General features: G+C 56.5%; 16 protein-coding genes. 14 read left to right on the top strand and 2 right to left on the bottom strand.

Features of this window, described 5'->3' with window-relative positions:
• The 6 genes from Q0O07_RS00290 to Q0O07_RS00265 all read left to right on the top strand — a co-directional run bounded on the left by Q0O07_RS00290 (position 1) and on the right by Q0O07_RS00265 (position 6807).
• Complete coding sequence (locus Q0O07_RS00290) at positions 1 to 1536, top strand: acyl-CoA synthetase (RefSeq protein ID WP_295489067.1); 1536 nt, start codon at positions 1 to 3, stop codon at positions 1534 to 1536.
• A gap of 35 nt (positions 1537 to 1571) precedes the next feature.
• Positions 1572 to 2993 (top strand): aldehyde dehydrogenase family protein, encoded by a 1422-nt coding sequence (locus Q0O07_RS00285; protein WP_295489066.1) that lies wholly within the window; start codon positions 1572 to 1574, stop codon positions 2991 to 2993.
• 211 nt (positions 2994 to 3204) lie between these two features.
• A complete protein-coding gene (locus tag Q0O07_RS00280) occupies positions 3205 to 4374 on the top strand; it encodes an acetyl-CoA C-acetyltransferase (protein ID WP_295489064.1) in 1170 nt (389 codons plus the stop codon).
• A gap of 108 nt (positions 4375 to 4482) precedes the next feature.
• Positions 4483 to 5265, top strand: a complete 783-nt coding sequence (locus Q0O07_RS00275) for an SDR family NAD(P)-dependent oxidoreductase (RefSeq protein ID WP_295489063.1) — start codon at positions 4483 to 4485, stop codon at positions 5263 to 5265.
• Between the two features lie 4 nt (positions 5266 to 5269).
• Positions 5270 to 6142, top strand: coding sequence for a crotonase/enoyl-CoA hydratase family protein (locus tag Q0O07_RS00270; protein WP_295489061.1), 873 nt, complete (start codon positions 5270 to 5272; stop codon positions 6140 to 6142).
• 26 nt (positions 6143 to 6168) lie between these two features.
• On the top strand, positions 6169 to 6807 hold the full coding sequence (locus tag Q0O07_RS00265; protein ID WP_295489059.1) for a TetR family transcriptional regulator: 639 nt from the start codon (positions 6169 to 6171) through the stop codon (positions 6805 to 6807).
• 28 nt (positions 6808 to 6835) lie between these two features.
• Here the strand turns inward: Q0O07_RS00265 and Q0O07_RS00260 are convergent, their stop codons facing one another.
• Complete coding sequence (locus Q0O07_RS00260; protein WP_295489057.1) at positions 6836 to 8029, bottom strand: CaiB/BaiF CoA-transferase family protein; 1194 nt, start codon at positions 8027 to 8029, stop codon at positions 6836 to 6838.
• Positions 8030 to 8105: 76 nt separating this feature from the next.
• On the opposite strand from Q0O07_RS00260, the gene Q0O07_RS00255 reads away from it, so the two are divergent.
• From Q0O07_RS00255 to Q0O07_RS00235, 5 genes are all read left to right on the top strand, one after another.
• Entirely contained in the window at positions 8106 to 9596 is a 1491-nt protein-coding gene (locus Q0O07_RS00255) for a hypothetical protein (RefSeq protein WP_295489056.1), read from the top strand.
• A gap of 61 nt (positions 9597 to 9657) precedes the next feature.
• Positions 9658 to 10083 (top strand): hypothetical protein, encoded by a 426-nt coding sequence (locus Q0O07_RS00250; RefSeq protein ID WP_295489055.1) that lies wholly within the window; start codon positions 9658 to 9660, stop codon positions 10081 to 10083.
• 114 nt (positions 10084 to 10197) lie between these two features.
• Positions 10198 to 12195 carry a threonine--tRNA ligase gene (thrS, locus tag Q0O07_RS00245; RefSeq protein ID WP_295489053.1) on the top strand — a complete coding sequence of 666 codons (1998 nt, stop codon included), beginning with the start codon at positions 10198 to 10200 and terminating at the stop codon, positions 12193 to 12195.
• A gap of 22 nt (positions 12196 to 12217) precedes the next feature.
• Complete coding sequence (locus Q0O07_RS00240; RefSeq protein WP_295489051.1) at positions 12218 to 12634, top strand: DUF305 domain-containing protein; 417 nt, start codon at positions 12218 to 12220, stop codon at positions 12632 to 12634.
• Between the two features lie 35 nt (positions 12635 to 12669).
• Positions 12670 to 13386, top strand: a complete 717-nt coding sequence (locus Q0O07_RS00235; RefSeq protein ID WP_295489050.1) for a sulfite exporter TauE/SafE family protein — start codon at positions 12670 to 12672, stop codon at positions 13384 to 13386.
• Positions 13387 to 13404: 18 nt separating this feature from the next.
• On the opposite strand, the gene uvrB is transcribed toward Q0O07_RS00235, so the two are convergent.
• The gene (gene uvrB / locus Q0O07_RS00230; RefSeq protein WP_295489048.1) at positions 13405 to 15591 is read right to left on the bottom strand and encodes an excinuclease ABC subunit UvrB; all 2187 of its coding nucleotides are present in this window, start codon (positions 15589 to 15591) and stop codon (positions 13405 to 13407) included.
• A gap of 312 nt (positions 15592 to 15903) precedes the next feature.
• On the opposite strand from uvrB, the gene Q0O07_RS00225 reads away from it, so the two are divergent.
• The 3 genes from Q0O07_RS00225 to Q0O07_RS00215 are packed head-to-tail and all read left to right on the top strand — an operon-like array spanning position 15904 to position 19000.
• Positions 15904 to 16461, top strand: a complete 558-nt coding sequence (locus Q0O07_RS00225) for a DUF3617 domain-containing protein (RefSeq protein ID WP_295489046.1) — start codon at positions 15904 to 15906, stop codon at positions 16459 to 16461.
• On the top strand, positions 16458 to 17615 hold the full coding sequence (locus tag Q0O07_RS00220; RefSeq protein ID WP_295489045.1) for a serine hydrolase: 1158 nt from the start codon (positions 16458 to 16460) through the stop codon (positions 17613 to 17615). The genes Q0O07_RS00225 and Q0O07_RS00220 overlap by 4 nt, the downstream gene beginning before the upstream one ends.
• Positions 17616 to 17665: 50 nt before the next feature.
• Positions 17666 to 19000, top strand: coding sequence for an amidohydrolase (locus tag Q0O07_RS00215; protein WP_295489044.1), 1335 nt, complete (start codon positions 17666 to 17668; stop codon positions 18998 to 19000).
• The last annotated feature ends 27 nt before the right edge of the window (positions 19001 to 19027 follow it).

Raw genomic sequence — 19027 nt, 5'->3', positions numbered from 1 at the left:
GTGGGCCATCCGACCGTCCACGCCGCCGCAAACCCTGATAAGCCCGCTGTCATCATGGCGGGATCAGGCGAGACCATATCATATAAGCAACTTGATGAACGTTCCAATCAGTGCGCCCATTTGTTTCGGTCGCTTGGGCTTCAGCATGGTGACACCGTGGCAATTTGCCTCGAAAACCGAGCCGAATTTTTCGATCTTGTCTGGGGCGCGCAACGGGCGGGCCTGATCTATGTGGCAATCAGTTGCCGTCTTACGGCGTCCGAAATCGATTATATCCTGAAGGACAGCGGGTCGAAGGCGCTTTTTGCCTCGCCTTATCTTGGCGCCGTGCTGGACCAGATTGAAAGCCCCGTGACGCGTTTTATCCTTGGCGGCGCATATGTCGGATGGGAAAATTACGCTGATGCGGTTGCCGCTATGCCGATCACGCCGGTGGCAGATGAGCGCGCAGGCACTGACATGTTGTATAGTTCCGGCACGACGGGGCAACCAAAGGGTATTCGCTTTCCGCTGCCCGAAGACGCCGATATAGCGGCACCCAATGTGCTTGCTGGCCTTGCCATGATGGCGTTCAAATTTTCAGGCGATAGTATCTATTTATCGCCAGCGCCGCTCTATCATGCCGCACCTTTACGCTGGTGTGCGGCGGTGCACCGCCTGGGCGGCACGGTCGTAGTGATGGAGAAGTTCGATCCTGAAACCGCGCTCGCTGCTATCGAGAGATACAAGATTACCGCCAGCCAATGGGTGCCAACGCATTTCGCGCGCATGCTGAAGCTGCCTAAAGATGTGCGCGCTAAATATGACGTGTCCAGCTTGCAGAGCGCCGTTCACGCCGCCGCGCCATGTCCCGTCCCTATTAAGGAGGCGATGATTGAATGGTGGGGTCCGGTCCTGCGCGAATATTATGCCGGGACCGAGGGGCAGGGAATTACCTTCATCTCCAGCGAGGAGTGGCTAACGCACAAGGGATCAGTAGGCCGCGCGCTGAACGCCACAATGCATATATGCGATGATAATGGCGACGATGTGCCGGTTGGCCAAGAAGGCACCGTGTTCTTCGAAAGCGCCGCGTCATTCAGTTACCATAATGATCCCGAAAAAACCAAAGGCGCGACCAATAAACACGGCTGGACCACGCTTGGTGATGTCGGAAGTTTGGATGAAGAGGGCTATCTCTACCTGACAGACCGTAAAAGCTTCATGATTATTTCGGGCGGGGTTAATATCTATCCGCAAGAGATCGAAAACCATCTGGTGACGCACCCCCGCGTCCGCGATGTCGCGGTGATCGGCGGCCCGCATGACGAAATGGGCGAGGAAGTGATTGCGGTGGTCCAGCCACTCGACATGGCCGACGCAGGCGATGATTTGCGCGCTGAACTCGCCGCCTACGCACGTGAAAAATTGTCAGGCGTTAAAATCCCGCGCCGCATTGATTTCCGCGAAGAGCTTCCACGCCATGACACCGGAAAATTATACAAACGCCTGCTGCGCGATGAATATTGGGCAAAGCAGGACAAGCCGACAACTTGAGGCTATAACGCCGCAGACTGATGAGGAGATAGACCATGACCATCCAATATAAAAATCTGATCAACGGCGAACTGGTGGATAACGGCAAATGGATTGATGTCGTGAACCCTGCGACAGAAAAAGTCATTGGCCAGGTGCCCGATTGCGGTCAGGCCGATCTAGACAAGGCGGTTGCCGCCGCGCGCGCTGCGTTCCAAACATGGAAAAAAACGAGCGTCGAAGAACGCCGCGCTCTGTTCGCGAAAATGGCAGACGTGATCAAGACGAACAGTGACGAACTGATGCGTCTGCTCACCGCCGAACAGGGCAAGCCGCATATGCAGGCGGGCAGTGAAATCGCCGGTTGTGTGGGCATGACGCGCGCTTTGCCAATGCTGAATTTGGAAGAGAAAATCACTGAGGACAGCGACAAGCGTCTCAGCCGTACCCGCCGCGTTCCTGTTGGCGTGGTTGGCGGCATCGTGCCGTGGAACTTCCCTGTGTTGATGGCGATTCAGAAGATTGTGCCTGCCTTATTGTCGGGCTGCACGATGGTGCTAAAGCCATCGCCGTTCACGCCGCTGGCGACCTTGCGCTTGGCCGAACTGGTGGCGGGCGTATTCCCGCCGGGCGTACTCAACATCATCACGGGCGGCGACGCGCTTGGACCATTGCTGACGTCGCACCCCGACATCGACAAGATCACCTTCACCGGATCGACCGCCACTGGCAAGCGCGTCATGGAATCGGCATCGAAGGACCTAAAGCGCATTACGCTTGAATTGGGCGGTAATGATGCCGCTATCGTTCTACCCGATGCCGATGTGGGCAAGGTGGCGGAAAAGCTTTTTTGGGCAAGCTTTTACAATGCAGGTCAAGTCTGCATCGCGGCCAAGCGCATCTATATTCATGAAGATATTTATGACGAACTGTCCGCCGCGATTGCGGCTTATGCCAAGGCGGTTAAAGTCGGCGATGGCGCTGAGCAGGGCACCGCAATTGGCCCTATTCAGAACAAGCCACAATATAAGCGCGTGTTGGAGCTTATTCAGGACGCCAAGGACAAGGGTTATAAATTCCTCGCCGGCGGCGACCATGACCCGTCCATTCCCGGCTATTTCGTGCCCGTCACCGTGCTTGATAACCCCCCCGAAGACGCACGGATTGTGGCCGAGGAGCAATTTGGCCCCGTCATGCCGTTGATGAAGTTTTCGACGATCAATGAAGTCATCAGCCGCGCCAACGCTTCGGATTATGGACTGGCCGGATCCATCTGGACCAGCAACCCAGAGGCTGCGGTCGAAGTCGCCGAACAGCTGGAAACAGGAACTGTCTGGATTAACGAGTCCATGCATCTTGCTCCCAACGCGCCTTTTGCAGGACATAAGCAGTCCGGCTTCGGGGCGGAACTGGGTGAGGAAGGCTTGCTTGAATTCACTTATCCGCAGGTAATTACTATAGCGCGCGAGGCAGCTTAAGCATTAACGCGCGAAGATAAGCTGCGTCACCCCCGACTTGATCGGGGGTCCATGGTCCGCAATGTCGATTTAAACCTTCGGGTCGGACCATGGGTTCCCGCTTTCGCGGGAATGACAATGGTTCGTGATAATCTCGCCACTGCTTCTCCCTTGACTCTCCCCTTTCAAAGTTTAGTCGTCTGATTAAATTTCGAACAACAGGAGAGTGAATATGGCACATGCCTATATTGTGGATGCGGTTCGTACCGCTGGTGGCCGTCGCGGTGGCAAGCTTGCGGGCGTACATGCGGTCGATTTGGGTGCTGCTGTGCTCGACGCGATTGCTGACCGTAATGATTTCGATCCTGCCGCGATCGAGGATGTCATCATGGGCTGCGTGTCGCAAGGTGGCGAACAAGCTGGCGACGTTGGCCGTAACATTGTGCTTGCCTCGCGCTTGCCTAATTCGATCCCTTCCGTCAGCATCGACCGCCAGTGTGGATCGTCACAGCAGTCAATGATGTTTGCCGCGCAAGGTGTCATGTCGGGTACACAGGACATTGTGCTGGCCGCTGGCATCGAAAGCATGACGCGGGTGCCTATGGGTGCGACATCTATGTTGTTCAAAAAAGAAGGCATGGGCACGTATAAAAGCCCGCGTTTGGAAGAAGCCTATCCGGGCATCATGTTCAGCCAATTCATGGGCGCTGAAATGCTGGTGCAAAAATATGGCTTTACCCGCGAGGATCTTGACCAGTTTGCGCTGGAATCGCACCATAAGGCAATTGCGGCTACGCAAAGCGGTGCATTTGCCAATGAAATCGTTGGCATGGAAGTCGATACGCCAGAGGGCAAGATCGTCCACAATAGCGACGAAGGCATCCGCTATGACGCGACCTTTGAAAGTCTGTCCGGTGTCAAATTGCTGCAGGAAGGCGGGAGCATTACCGCCGCCAACGCGAGCCAGATTTGCGACGGCGCATCGGCGGTTCTGATCGTATCGGAAAAGGCGTTAAAAGAACATGGCCTGACCCCGCGCGCACGGATCGTTAACTTGACGGTCACGGCGGGTGACCCAGTGATCATGTTGGAAGAACCATTGTTCGCAACCGACCGTGCGTTTCAGCGTGCCGGCATGAAAATGTCCGATATCGATTTATATGAAGTAAATGAAGCATTCGCACCAGTGCCTTTGGCATGGCTGAAGCACACAGGCGGTGACCGTTCAAAGATCAACGTCAACGGCGGCGCGATTGCGCTCGGACATCCATTGGGTGCGTCGGGTACAAAATTGATGGCAACGTTGCTCAATGCGCTCGAAGCACGTGGTGGGCGCTACGGCCTGCAAACGATGTGCGAAGGCGGCGGTCAGGCCAATGTCACGATTATTGAGCGGGTTTAGTCCGCAACCAGATAAACTCACCGTAACCCTGAGCCTGTCGAAGGGCGCTTATCGGTTAAACGCGCTTCGACGCAGCTCAGCACTACGGTATTTAAAAAAGGAACTTACGTGAAACTGGACTCAACAGTCGCAGCCGTCGTTACAGGCGGCGCATCGGGCCTTGGCGAAGCAACTGTACGGGCGCTCGCTGCAAAGGGTGTGAAGGTCGCGATTTTCGACTTGCAAGCCGATAAGGGCGAAGCGTTGGCCGCTGAAATTGGCGGCGTGTTTTGCAACGTCAATGTGACGAGCGACGAAAGCGTTGATGCTGGTTTTGCCAAGGCACGCGCGGCGCATGGTCAGGAACGTATCTTGGTGAACTGCGCTGGAACGGGCAATGCCGCCAAGACCGCTAGCCGTTCGAAGGAAGACGGTTCGATCAAGCATTTTCCGCTCGATGCCTTTGACCGCATCATTCAGATCAACCTCGTTGGCACGTTCCGCTGCATCGCAAAGTCGGCAGCGGGCATGTTGACGCTGGAGCCAATGGAAGATGGTGAACGCGGCGCAATGGTTAACACCGCGTCGGTCGCAGCAGAAGACGGCCAGATGGGGCAAGCGGCATATTCCGCATCCAAGGGCGGTGTTGTTGGCATGACCTTACCCATCGCGCGCGATTTGATGAGCGAAGGCATTCGCGTCAACACGATCTTGCCGGGCATTTTCAACACGCCATTGATGAATGGTGCACCGCAAGCCGTCAAAGATGCGCTTGCGGCATCCGTGCCATTCCCGAAGCGCCTTGGTTATCCGCACGAATTTGCGCAAGTTGCGATGACGATGATCGAATGTGGCTATTTCAACGGCGAAGACGTGCGCGTCGATGGCGCAATCCGCATGGCGCCGCGTTGATCGCATGACCGAGTTTACCCAAATCCAATATGTTGTCGCTGACGGCATCGCGACCCTAACTATGCATCGTCCCGAAAAGATGAATGCGTTCACCAATGTGATGATGGGCGAGATGTGCGCAGCATTTGATCTGGTGGATGCCGATGATGCTGTGCGTGCGGTCATTGTAACGGGGGCAGGGGAACGTTCCTTTTGTGCGGGCGCGGACCTTACGCCGGATGCGGGTGGCGACGTGTTTGCGAGCCGATCGGAGGTTGAATCGCTTTCGGACGAACGCGTGCGCGATTCCGGCGGGCGGCTGACGCTGCGGATTTTTCAATGCAAAAAACCCGTCATCGGCGCCATCAACGGCGCGGCGGTGGGCATTGGTGCAACGATGCAATTGGCGATGGATTTCCGTTTGGCGAGTGACACTGCGCGCTTTGGCTTTGTCTTTGCGCGGCGCGGCATTGTGCCAGAGGCGGCCTCTAGCTGGTTCCTGCCGCGCTTGGTGGGCATGCAACAGGCGTTGGAATGGTGCATGACGGGCCGGGTGTTCGATGCCGTCGAGGCGTTGAATGGCGGCCTCGTCCGTTCTGTTCACGCGCCGACCGAATTGATGGAGGCAGCGCAGGCGCTGGCGCGGGAGATTGCGGACAATACGGCGCCGGTTTCCATTGCCCTCACGCGGGCTATGTTGTGGCGGGTCTCTGCGGCGGACCACCCGATGGCCGCGCACGCGATCGACAGCCGAGCAATTTACCGCCGTTCGCGGTCCGGTGATGCGAAAGAGGGCATCGCCAGCTTTCTGGAGAAGCGCAGTCCGGTCTACCCCGACAAAGTGTCCACAGACTTGCCTGACTTCTTCCCATGGTGGGACGAACCTGTTTATAAGTAACCTTAGGCAAAGCGGGGCGGGCACCAATGGCAACAACAGGACCAAAAGTGGCAAGCGATACAGGCGATGGGAGCAATGCGCGCGATCAATTGATTGAGTCTGCGAGCCAGATCATGCGCGAAGGCGACACGATTGACCTGTCATTGTCAGAATTGTCGCTGCGTGCCGACCTGAACAGCGCTTTGGTCAAATATTATTTCGGCAATAAGAACGGCCTGATGCTGGCGTTGCTTGATCGCGACATGGGCAATATCGTGCAAAGTCTTGGCGCTTTAATGGCCAAAGACATGGAGCCTGCCGAAAAATTGCGTATCCATATTGGCGCTGCAATCGACACCTATCACGCCTTTCCTTATCTCAATAGTTTGTTGATGCGCATGGTCCGCGACAGCGCCCCTGCCGAAGCGGCGCGCATTGCGGAACTTTACTTGAAGCCGATTTCCAATGTCTACGAAGTGCTGATTGCGCAGGGCATAAAGGCAGGCAAGTTCCGCGAAATCGACCCGCAATTTTTCTACTTCACGGTAACAGGCGCAGCCGACCGTTTCTATTCATCGCGGTTAGTGCTGCGCCATTGTTACAACCAGGACGATTTCGACGAGAATATGCGCGATGCCTATCGGGAGCATAGCATTGACCTGATCATGCGCGGGTTGTTGGTTTAGGTTTATGCTCTCCCGATGGGAGAGGGAATTACATCCCCAATGCGGCCTTAATCTCATCCCCATCAGCATCCAGCATCGGTGGGTGCGCATAGTTTGTCACGGGCGTTCCGGCATAATGCACGGGATGCTTCATCGATCGATATTTGCCGATATCTGGCGACTCCAACTCTTCAAAAAACCCGACATCGGCCAAATGCGGATCGGCTAGCACGTCGGCCATGCGGTTATATTTCATTGCCGGAATGTCATGCTGTGCCAACAGGTCAAGCCATTCAGCAGTTGTGTACAGCCCGCTAACTTCCTCAATCAACGCGTAAAGCGCACCTGTGTGCTTAGTGCGATCCTGATATGTTGCAAAGCGGGGATCATCAAACACATTGGGCCGCCCACCCAGTTCGAAAAACTTTGCCCATTGCCGGTCGTTATAGGGGACAATGGCGATGAAACTATCCTTTGTGGGATATGGCCGCCGGCGCGGATTAACGGACCGCGTATAGCCCATGCGGCCATTGCCAGGGATGAATGTTTCGCCCCACAGATTTTCGACCATGTTGAACCAAGTGAAGCATTCGAACATCGGCACTTGGACAAACTGCCCGCCTTGTCCGCCCGCGCGCGCAAGCAGCGCCGCCATAGTCGCGTTGGCCGCAAACAAGCCACTTACCTTGTCAGCAACCAGACTTGGCGCATAATTGGGCCGCTTGCCGTCACGTTGTTCACTTAACGCGGCAAAGCCAGAAGCGGCTTGAATGATGTCATCATAGGCCTGTCGTTCACCATAAGCGCCGCCCGCGCCAAAGCCGGCGCAGTGGACATAGACGATATTGGGATTGATCGCCTTCACCGCCTCATAGCCAAAACCAAGCCGCTCGACGCCGGCCATGCGGACATTGTGGATGAACACATCGGCATCTTCCAACAATGCCTCGAGCACCGCTTTATCTTCAGGTTTTTTGATGTTCAGGTTGATCGCTTTTTTGTTGCGGTTAAGCGCGATGAAAATCGGCCCATGCTGCTTGGTGGGTGAATCGCCACCGTGACGCATCAGATCACCGGGCGTGTTACCTTCGCTATTTTCAATCTTGATAACTTCCGCGCCCAAGTCTGCAAATTGCAAAGTGGCATAAGGCCCAAGCACCACCGTAGACATATCAATGACCTTAATGCCTTTCAGCGGTCCGGTTGGTTCTGTGTCCCATGTCAATTTCGGCCATTTTGCCATTTCCGCTCTCCCAAAAGCCTTGCATCGACAGCTAGCATATTTAAGCGTGCAGTTAAGAGATAATCGGGAGTGTAACATGGGCATTTTTGACGCGAGCGCGCCGGTGATCATTGGCGCAGGCGAGGCAAGCCGTAAGACCGTTGCCGGCGAATGGCCCGCCCCGCGTGATCTGGCGGGGGCTGCAATCAAGATTGCGCTTGCCGACACCGGGCAAGCTCAAGCCGTTTCCGCCGCGATTGACACCATCGCCGCTATCCGCACGTTCGAGGATAGCGGGGTGAGTCTAGGCACAGGGTCGCCCGACAACGCGCCGGAGGCCTTTGGCGCGGTAGGCGAGGTCACGGCTAAACGCCTGATCTATGCTGATGTCGGCGGCCAAAGCCCGCAGGCGATGTTGAACGAGCTCGCGGGAGATATAAGGCGCGGTACTTGCGAGATGGCGGTGTTGGTCGCGGCTGAAGCAACGGGTACTGCCAAGCGCGCACGCAAGGCGGGCGTTACTCTGGACTGGAGCTTGCCTTCGGACACCCCGTTCGACAACCGGCTGTCCAGCTTCCCGATCCTAAGCCGCACCGAAATCCGCCATGGCATCATTTCCATGCCGCTGGCGTATAGCCTGATTGAAAATGCGCGGCGGATGGCGTTGGGATTAAACGCCGATGCTTATGCGCGGGAAATGGCTGCCTTGTGGTCAGCATTCTCTTCAAAGGCCGAAACACGCGCGCATGCTCAATTCCCGGGTTTTCGGTCGCCCGAATCGTTGCTCAGCAACGACAATGCCAATTACCCGCTGACGGACATCTACCGCCGCTGGCATGTGGCGCAGGACGCGGTTGATCTAGGTGGCGCGATTATTCTGACAAGCGCAGGCAAGGCCCGGGAATTGGGTGTGCCGCAAGACAAATGGGTGTGGTTGGCGGGCGCTGCTGAAGCGGCAGAGCCGCCCTTGTCCGAACGCGCGGTCATTCATCGTTCCGCCGCGCTCGATTTTGCTATCCCCGCGGCGCTGGATCAAGCGGGCATCGCTGCGGCGGACCTTGGCCCCGTGGATATTTATAGCTGTTTTCCCTGCGCCGTATTTGCAGCGGTGGACAGCATGCAAGATGCAGGCCGATCGCTTGGTGACTATACCCTCACCGGCGGGCTCAGCTTCTTTGGCGGGCCGGGCAATGGCTATGGCGTGTATAATATCGCCGCGATGGTCGACGCGCTGCGCCATGATGGGTCAAAGCCCGCTTTGGTTGCGGCCAATGGCGGCGTGATGTCAAAGCAAGCGGTCGGGATTTACACCGCAGCACAGCCAGCCATCGCATGGTCGGGCGACGTTGCAAAGGGCTATGCACCTACACCGCGCGCGCTCGATGATATGCCGCAGGGCAAGGCGCGGGTGCGCAGCTTTGTGCGGTCAGCGGGCAAGGACGGTTTTGGTCCGGCAACAATGTTACTCGAAACCGAAGGTGGCGCGCGCGCGATGGCGGTGATTGATTGTCCGGTGGATGCCGACCTTGGCAACGCGGTCGTAGACGTCACCTCGGGCGAAAAACGCCATATTGCGACGCTCGTCTGATAATCTAAGGTTCATCGCGCTGCTCTTATGATATGGGCATTGCGTGAAACGGAGAAATTCGATGCATATGCTTAAATTTACCGCTCTTGCTCTTCCGCTCATGTTGGTCGCTGCGTGCGGACAAGTGGACAGCACGCCAAAGCCGCTGACCGAGAAACAGAGCGCGGTGCTTATGAAGGAACTGAACGGTAAGGTCGCGGGCACGCCGGTAAACTGCATCAGCGACTTTAACGCCACCAACACCATCCGCGTCAGCGACAATATCCTGCTCTACCGCGTGTCGGGCCGTCTGCTGTACCAAAACAACCTGCGCTCCGCGTGCAGCGGATTGGCGCGTGACGATGACATCATTGTGTCCGAACAATTTGGTGGCCAGAAATGCAAAGGCGACATCATCCGCCTTGTGGACCGGACCAGCGGCATGACCGGCGGTGTTTGCAGCCTTGGCGAGTTTGTGCCTTATCGTAGCGAGAAGACGACGGATTAGTTGAACTTCGTGCGATGGCCAGTTCTTGTTCGCGGACAATGGCTGCGCACTTGCGACTTAGCCTCTGGGCTGGCAAAGGGGCGCTTCTAACCGCAGTTGAAAGCAAGATACTCCATGTCTGAGATGATCCGTGTCACCCTTCCCGATGGCTCTGCCCGTGAAGTTGCGCGTGGCACTACCCCTGCGGACATTGCTGCCGCGATTGGTCCCGGCCTTGCCAAGGCGGCGATTGCGGCGCGCGTGGATGGCGAATTGCGCGATATCATGCGCCCGATGGAGGCCGATGCTGAACTGGCGTTGGTGACCAGCCGAGACGAGACGGATGCGCTTGAACTCGCCCGCCATGATTTTGCGCATATATTGGCAGAGGCGGTGCAGGCGTTGTTTCCCGGTACGCAAATCACCTTTGGTCCATCGACCGATGACGGTTTTTATTATGACGTGATGGCACCTGCCAAACGCGGCCCGTTCACGATGGATGATCTGCCCGCGATTGAGGAACAAATGCGCGCGATCATCCGCGCCGACAAGCCGCTGCGCCGCGAAGTCATGGCGCGTGACGCCTTGATTGCCACATGGCAGAATGCGGGCGAAAGTTTTAAGGCAGAGTGGGCGGCGGAATTGCCGGAGGGCGAGGAATTGTCCGTCTATTGGTCCGGCAATGACTGGATGGACATGTGCCGTGGTCCGCATCTGGCCTCGACCGGTAAGTTGGATGCTGCGGCGTTCAAGCTGACGCGCGTTGCCGGTGCCTATTGGCGTGGCGACCAGAATAATCCCCAATTAAGCCGCATTTACGGCACGGGCTGGCTGAATAAGAAACAGTTGGACGCGCATCTGCTCCGGTTGGAAGAGGCCGCCAAGCGCGACCATCGCCGTCTGGGCCAGGACATGGACTTGTTCCATTTGCAGCAAGAGGCACATGGTTCGGTGTTCTGGCATCCCAATGGCTATCTGATCTGGCGCGAACTTGAGGGCTATATGCGCCGCGCGATTGACGGCGCTGGTTATAAAGAAGTCAAAACGCCGCAAGTCATGGATGCACGGCAATGGGAGCAATCGGGGCATTGGGGCAAATATCGCGCCAATATGTTCGTGATCCCTGATGAAGTGCCCAATGTCGACGATGAAGGCCCCGTGATTTCGGGCGATGCCGACTGGATGGCGTTGAAGCCGATGAACTGCCCTGCGCATGTTCTGATTTTCCGCCAGGGTATTAAGTCCTATCGCGACCTGCCATTGCGCATTTACGAAAATGGTTGCTGTCACCGCAATGAACCGCATGGTGCGTTGCATGGCCTGATGCGCGTGCGTCAGTTTACGCAGGATGATGCGCATATATTCTGCCGCGAAGACCAGATTGTCGAGGAGGTGCAGGCCTTCTGCGCGCTGGCCGACAGAGTGTACAAGGAATTTGGTTTTACCTATTCGATCAAGCTCGCGTTGCGCCCCGACCAGCGTTTTGGTTCGGATGCGGATTGGGATAAGGCCGAAAACGAACTGCGCGATGCCGTGGTCCGTGCTGGCCTTGCGACGGCTGAATTTGGTTGGGAAGAACTGCCCGGCGAAGGCGCTTTCTATGCGCCAAAGCTCGAATGGCATTTGACCGACGCGATTGGCCGGACATGGCAGGTCGGCACGATCCAATCCGACCGCGTGTTGCCCCAGCGGCTAGATGCAAGCTATGTTGGAGAGGATGGCGCACGCCACCGTCCCGTCATGCTGCACCGCGCGATCTTTGGCAGTTATGAACGCTTCATCGGCATCTTGATCGAACATTATGCGGGCCGTTTCCCCGTCTGGCTCGCGCCGGTGCAAGCCGTGGTCGCAACGATCACATCGGAGGCTGACGGCTATGCGCATGATGTGACCGCAAAGTTGAAGGCGGCGGGCATTCGGGTTGAGGCCGATACCCGCAACGAAAAAATCAATTACAAGGTGCGCGAGCATAGCGTCGCCAAGGTGCCGCATTTGCTTGTCGTTGGTATGCGTGAGGCCGAAGAAGGTAAGGTTGCGATTCGCAGCCTTGGTTCGGATGGTCAGCGTATCATGACGCTGGATGAAGCGATTGCTATGCTGTCGCATGAAGCCACACCGCCGGATTTACGTTAAGACGATCTTTAAGGAGATAGCGATGAAAACACTTCCATTGACGCTTGCTGCCGTGTTTTTCTTGGCCGCGTGCCAGCAACCTGCGGCGGACGAAAACGCCGAAACCCCAGCGGCAACAGCAGATGCGACCGCCAGCTACAATGCCGCACAAAAGGCTTATGCCGCCGCCAATGACAAGATGCATGCCGGAATGGGCAATATCAACGCCGACGCCGATGTTGCGTTCATGCAAGGCATGATCCCGCACCATGTGGGTGCGGTTGAAATGGCGAAGGTTGCGCTGGAACATGGCAAGGACCCTGAAGTGCGGGCGCTTGCGCAAAAGGTCATCGCCGCACAAGAAGCTGAGATCAAGGACATGCAGGCCTGGCTCGACAAAAAAGGCGTAGCTGCGGAAAAGCCGCTGACCGCCGCTGACCATGCCGCTATGGGGCACTGAACATTCAAGACCTGATTGGAATTACCACAGCGCAATTGTCGCTGTTGGCGGCCATGACCTTTGGCGCGGCCTATATTCGCGGGCTGACCGGTTTTGGTATGGCCATCATTCTTGTGCCATTGTTCGGGTTGATCGTGAAGCCGGGTGAGGCGGTGGTTATTGGCATATTGCTTCAGGTGCTGATTGGGCCTGTTGGCTTTAAAGTCATTTACGCGGACGCCCACCGCCAGAGCGCATTGATGATTGCGGCGTTTGCCATGTTGGCAACGCCCCTGGGGATATGGCTGCTGATGCATACCAGCCCAGATGTTGCACGGTTGATGATCGCCGGAATCGCCATTGGGGCGTTTGTGCTCGTGCTGCTGCCGCAACGCGGGGAACTGCGTCCCGGGCCGAAGGAAACCGCACTTACCGGCATTGCCTCGGGCATATTGACGGGTTTTGCGGCGATGCCGGGCCCGCCCGTCGTACCCTTTTATCTGCGCCAGCCTATCCCGCCCAAGGAAGCGCGCGCGTCGATGATGCTGGTGTTTTTCGCCACCGCGATTGCGGGCACGATATCGGCATTTGTCCTTGGACTGGCGAACGCGCATTTATTGTGGCTGTCGCTTGCGCTGTTCCCGTCGGTGCTTGTCGGCAACTGGCTTGGTGCGAAATCCTTTGGCAGGGTGCCGCCGACTTTGTGGCGCAGCTTCGTCGCGGGCGTTCTTGGCCTTGCCGGACTTTCGGCCGTTCTGCGGCTGCTAAATTAGGCGTTCACGGCCTAACCCTTATTTCCCGAATTTGCGCTGCGTCTTGCCATAGCGCATTTTGCGTGTGCCGGGCTGCCCTTCGGTCGCGCGGCCTTTGGGTGCTGCGACATGCTGTGGATGCGGCAGGCCAAGCTCGGTTGCCTCCAAAGACCGGATTTCGTCACGCAGGCGGCCAGCTTCTTCAAACTCTAAATCGGCTGCAGCGGCGCGCATCTTCTTTTCCAGGTCTTCGATATAGGCGCGCAAATTGTGCCCAACGAGGTTGTTGGCACCCTCGGCGTCAATCTCGACCAATACAGAATCGCGGCTGGCGCTATCGGCGACAATGTTGTGAATATCGCGCTTGATTGTGGCTGGGGTGATCCCATGTTCTATATTGTAAGCATGCTGCTTTTCACGGCGGCGGTCGGTTTCGCGGATGGCGCGTTCCATGCTGCCAGTCATGCGGTCGGCATAGAGGATCACGCGGCCCTCGACGTTGCGCGCAGCGCGGCCGATGGTCTGGATTAAGGACGTTTCGCTGCGCAGGAAACCTTCCTTGTCGGCATCCAATATCGCGACCAACCCGCATTCGGGAATATCGAGACCTTCCCGCAGCAAGTTTATTCCCACTAGCACGTCATACACGCCGCGTCGCAAATCGCGGATCAGCTCAATACGCTCCAAAGTCTCAACGTCGCTGTGCATGTAGCGCACGCGCAGCCCCGCTTCATGCATGAACTCCGTCAGATCCTCGGCCATCCGCTTGGTCAGGGTGGTGACCAACGTGCGGAACCCTGCCTCTGCCGTTTTGCGGCATTCGTTGATGCAATCCTGCACTTGGTCTTCGACAGGTTTAATCTCAACTGGCGGGTCGATGAGGCCGGTTGGACGAATGACCTGTTCGGCAAAGACGCCGCCCGATTGCTCCATTTCCCACCCGCCCGGCGTTGCCGATACGCACACCGTTTGCGGGCGCATCATATCCCATTCGTTGAAACGCAGTGGCCGGTTATCGATGCAGGAAGGCAGGCGGAACCCATATTCGGCCAATGTCAGCTTACGCCGATGGTCGCCCTTGGCCATCGCGCCGATTTGCGGCACCGTCTGGTGGCTTTCGTCAACGAACAATAAGGCATTATCCGGCAGATATTCAAACAAGGTTGGCGGTGGCTCACCCGGCAGGCGGCCCGTTAGAAAGCGCGAGTAATTTTCGATGCCAGCGCAAGACCCGGTCGCGGCAATCATCTCAAGATCGAAATTTGTCCGCTCCTCTAACCGCTGTGCCTCCAGCAATTTGCCTTCGGTCACCAGCTCTTTCAACCGCTCAGTCAGCTCAAAGCGGATCGCTTCGCTGGCCTGCTTCATCGTTGGGCCAGGGGTCACATAATGGCTGTTGGCGTAAACGCGCACGCTGTTCAGCTTTGCGCCGGTATTACCCGTCAGCGGGTCGAATTCGGCAATCTCCTCAATCTCGTCGCCAAAGAAACTGACGCGCCATGCAGTATCTTCATAATGTGATGGGAATATTTCGAGATTGTCGCCGCGTACGCGGAAGTTGCCACGGCCAAAGGCCATGTCGTTGCGCTTATACTGAAGTGCAACGAGCTTGCGGATCAACTCCCGCTGATCCACGCTTTCTCCCTTTTTCAGGTCGAAAATCATCGCTGAGTATGTTTCGACGGAGCCGATACCGTAAATGCACGAAACGGATGCTACGATGATGACATCATCGCGTTCCAGCAAAGACCGAGTCGCCGAGTGGCGCATCCGGTCGATCGCCTCGTTTACGCTCGATTCTTTTTCGATGTAGGTGTCGCTGCGCGGGACATAGGCCTCGGGCTGGTAATAGTCATAATAAGACACAAAATATTCGACGGCATTGTCGGGAAAAAAGCTTTTGAATTCGCCGTACAGCTGCGCGGCCAAAATCTTGTTTGGCGCAAGAATAAGCGCTGGGCGCTGCAATGCTTCAATGACCTTGGCAACGGTGAAGGTCTTGCCGGACCCTGTGACACCCAACAGAACTTGGTTCTTTTCCCCCGTCAGTGCCGTGTCGACAAGTTCGCGAATAGCGGTTGGCTGGTCACCCGCCGGCGCAAAATCCGACACGATCTTAAACGGCCTGCCACCTTCCAACTTGGACGGGCGTTCCGGTCGGTGCGGGGTGAAGGTGCCAACCGTGTCCGGTTCTTCCAGCCCACGGCGGATGATGAGCTCTGCCATGTTCGCTATATGTGCTTTGCACGCAGCAAGGGCAAGAGGCGTGCGTCGGAATGCGGACCGATGCACCAAATTTACGTTCTTCCACAGCCGAAATGGATTTTGCCCCCCGTCGGTGGAAGGCAATTGAAGTGCGCATGTGGACCGTGCGCAGGGTTAATTAGGCAATAGAGGTCCATCATGTGATTATGCGTCGCAAACGCCAGCGTTTGAGGTGAAACCTTAGTGTGACTTTTCAACGGCATTTTTTATCGCTGTTGCCTTTTAGGATGGGCGGCGACAGTAATATGGCGGAGAGAAACGGGAGGTGTATCAATGCGTAAAATTTTCCTGTTGAGCGCAGCCGCGCTGGCATTATCCGCATGTTCGAATGAGGGTGCGGACAGCAGCGCGGATAAGGATGGCGACGGAGTAATCGATAGCCAAGAAAGCGCAGCGGCGATGGACTATGATGCATTCATTCCGATGAAGGCCGGGCTTTGGGAAACCAATTTCGTCTTTGCGGACATCAATGTTCCGACGCTGGGTAAAGCTGAAAAGCAGCAGATCATGAATGAAGTGGGGAAAAATACATCTAGCCAAAGCTGCTTGACCGATGCCGAAGCAAAAAAGCCAGCGGCGGATTTCTTTAGGGGCAATGGCGCCGAAAAATGCGTGTATCAGGCGTTCGATGTTTCCGGACAAAATGTGCGCATGAAGTTATCTTGCGGCATGGATAGCATGGGCAGCGTGGACATGGAACTTACCGGTGTCATGGGCGAAACCGCATTCAACTATGACAGCAAGGTAGATGTCCGCCTGCCGATGGTTGGCAAGGTCGCCCTGCAGGGCAAGGCAATGGGTAAATATTTGGGTGGGTGTCCAGCGTCATGATGCATTTGCGCCGCTTAAAATTGGTCTGCGCTGCCCTTGTGGCGGTGATCGTCTCCGGATGCGCAACCGATGCGCCCGCTGAAACACTGCCTCGTCATGCCAGCATCCGACCGGCAGTGGTCAAAGTCGATTTCACATCGGACAGCACCACCCCCGTAATAGTCGAGGGGGATGCTGGCGTTGCTGGGCGGGCCGTGACCATAGATGATCCGGCGCGGGTTGCCTCTATCTCGAAATTGGTCATAGCCATCGGCGTCATGCGTCTGTCGGAGCAAGGCAAGCTTGATCTCGACCGCGACGTGAATGACTATCTGGGTTGGCAGGTCCGCAATCCGGCATTTCCGGATGCACCGATTACCTTACGCGCCTTGTTATCGCATCAAAGCGGTTTGCGTGACTCTGTGGATTATATCGTGCCGCTTGATGGCAGTCTTGAGGCCGTTTTGGTTAACCCAAAGGCATGGGATGCGGGCCATGCGCCTGGCACTTATTTTGCTTACGCCAATATCAATTCGCCGTTGATTGCAGCGGTGATGGAGGGAGCCACCGGCGAACGCTTTGACCGACTGATGGCGCGGCTGGTGTTGACGCCGCTTGGGTTGGATGCCTGCTATAATTGGGGCGCAGGGTGCAGCGACGGGCGGCGCGCGCAGGCGGTCACTTTGCTGCGACCCAATAAAGACCTTGCGCGCGATGCGCCCATGAACGGGCCTGATCCATGCGCGGTTTACCCTGCCAGCGACGGAAGCTGTGCCGTTGATAAGCTCTATGTGCTTGGACGCAACGGCTCGGCCTTCAGTCCGCAAGGCGGCCTGCGTATTTCGGCGCGCGATCTGGCAAAAATTGGTCAATTGCTGTTACGCGATGGCGCACCTTTGTTGTCGCGCAAAAGTTTTACGCAGATGATTGGCCCCGTCTGGACCTTTGACGGTAAAAATGGTGATGATGATAAAGGTTATTTTACAGGCTATGGCCTTGGCGTGCATTGGTTGACCGACAAGCAAGGCAATCGCTGGTTCGGCCATGTGGGGGAGGCGTATTCGCTGCGTGCGGGCTTTTGGATCAACCCTGCCGAACGTAGGGGCTTTTACCGCTTCGTGACTATGGTCGATGAATTTTCCGCCGTTGGGCATTGCTTTGACCGGTGCCCATGATAGCGTGGACGACAGATAACGGAAAATCTGGGATATCAGGGGGAATTAAGATGATTAAGAGATCTATTTTGGGCGCATTTTTGGCCAGCGCGTTGGTCGTAACGCCAGCAGCCGCACAGCCAGATTACGCAGACTCGATTAAGGCTGACTATGACAAGTCGCTGGCGAGCCTGTGGGACCATTTCCATCGCAATCCCGAATTATCGTTCCGTGAATTTAAGACCGCCGCGCGTATGGCGCAGGAACTGCGCGCCGTGCCCGGCATGGTCGTGACCGAGAAAGTCGGCGGTACCGGCGTCGTCGGTATGTTGAAAAACGGTGATGGGCCCGTCGTCCTTATGCGCGCGGATATGGATGGCCTGCCTGTGCAAGAACGCTCCGGTCTGGCCAATGCGTCGACGGTGAAACAGGTCGGGGTCGATGGCCTTGAAATGCCTGTGATGCACGCGTGCGGCCATGATGTGCATATCACCGCATTGGTGGGTACAGCGCGTCAGTTGGCACGGATGAAGGATCGCTGGAAGGGTACGGTTTTATTCATTGTCCAGCCTGCCGAAGAACGTGTCGGCGGCGCAAAGGCGATGATAGAAGACGGCCTCTACACCCGCTTTCCAAAGCCAGATTATGCCTTGGCCTTTCATGTCGCCGCAGAGCTTGAGGCTGGTAAAATCTCGGCCTCAGAAGGCATTCAATATTCGTCGGCGGACAGCGTTGACATTCGCGTGCCCGGGATCGCTACCCACGGCGCAGCGCCGCATTTGGGCCGGGATCCAGTCTATATTGCCTCGCAAATCGTTGTCGGTCTTCAATCGATCATCAGCCGTGAAAAGGGACCATTGGACCCCGGCGTAATTACCGTTGGCGCTTTCCATGCGGGAACAAAGCATAACATTATTTCCGAATATGCCGACTTACAGGTGACGGTGCGTTCCAACAGTCAGGCCGTGCGCGATCAACTCATTGCCTCTATCGAGCGCGTTGCCAAGGGCATTGGCGCGGCACATGGCTTGCCGCAAGACAAGTTGCCTATTGTTACAGTGACGGAGAGCACGCCAGTCACGGTCAATGATGGTGCGCTTGCCCGCCGCTTGAACGGGGCTATCGCCAATGCCTTGGGTAAGGATGTGGTGACACCGTTCCGCCAGACGGCAATGGGCGCGGAAGACTTCGCCTTTTTCGTGGATCAGAAACATGGCATTCCGGGCTATTATTTCGCCGTTGGTGGGACGAAGCCTGAATGGATCGTTGCCGCAAAGAATGGCGGCCCGCCCGTGGCTGGCCACCATTCGCCTTTGTTCAAAATTGATCCAGAATCATCCGTACGGCTGGGGATTGAGGCAACGACCGCTGCGGTGCTCGATTTGCTTGGGCCAAGCAAAAACTGATCGCTGGCTAAACAGAGTATAAGGAAG

Origin of the sequence: Sphingorhabdus sp. EL138 (genome assembly GCF_945890115.1) — a bacterium.
Taxonomy (GTDB): domain Bacteria; phylum Pseudomonadota; class Alphaproteobacteria; order Sphingomonadales; family Sphingomonadaceae; genus Sphingorhabdus_B.
The sequence above is the reverse complement of the archived record's forward strand: the minus strand, read 5'-3'. Positions and strand labels throughout refer to the sequence as shown.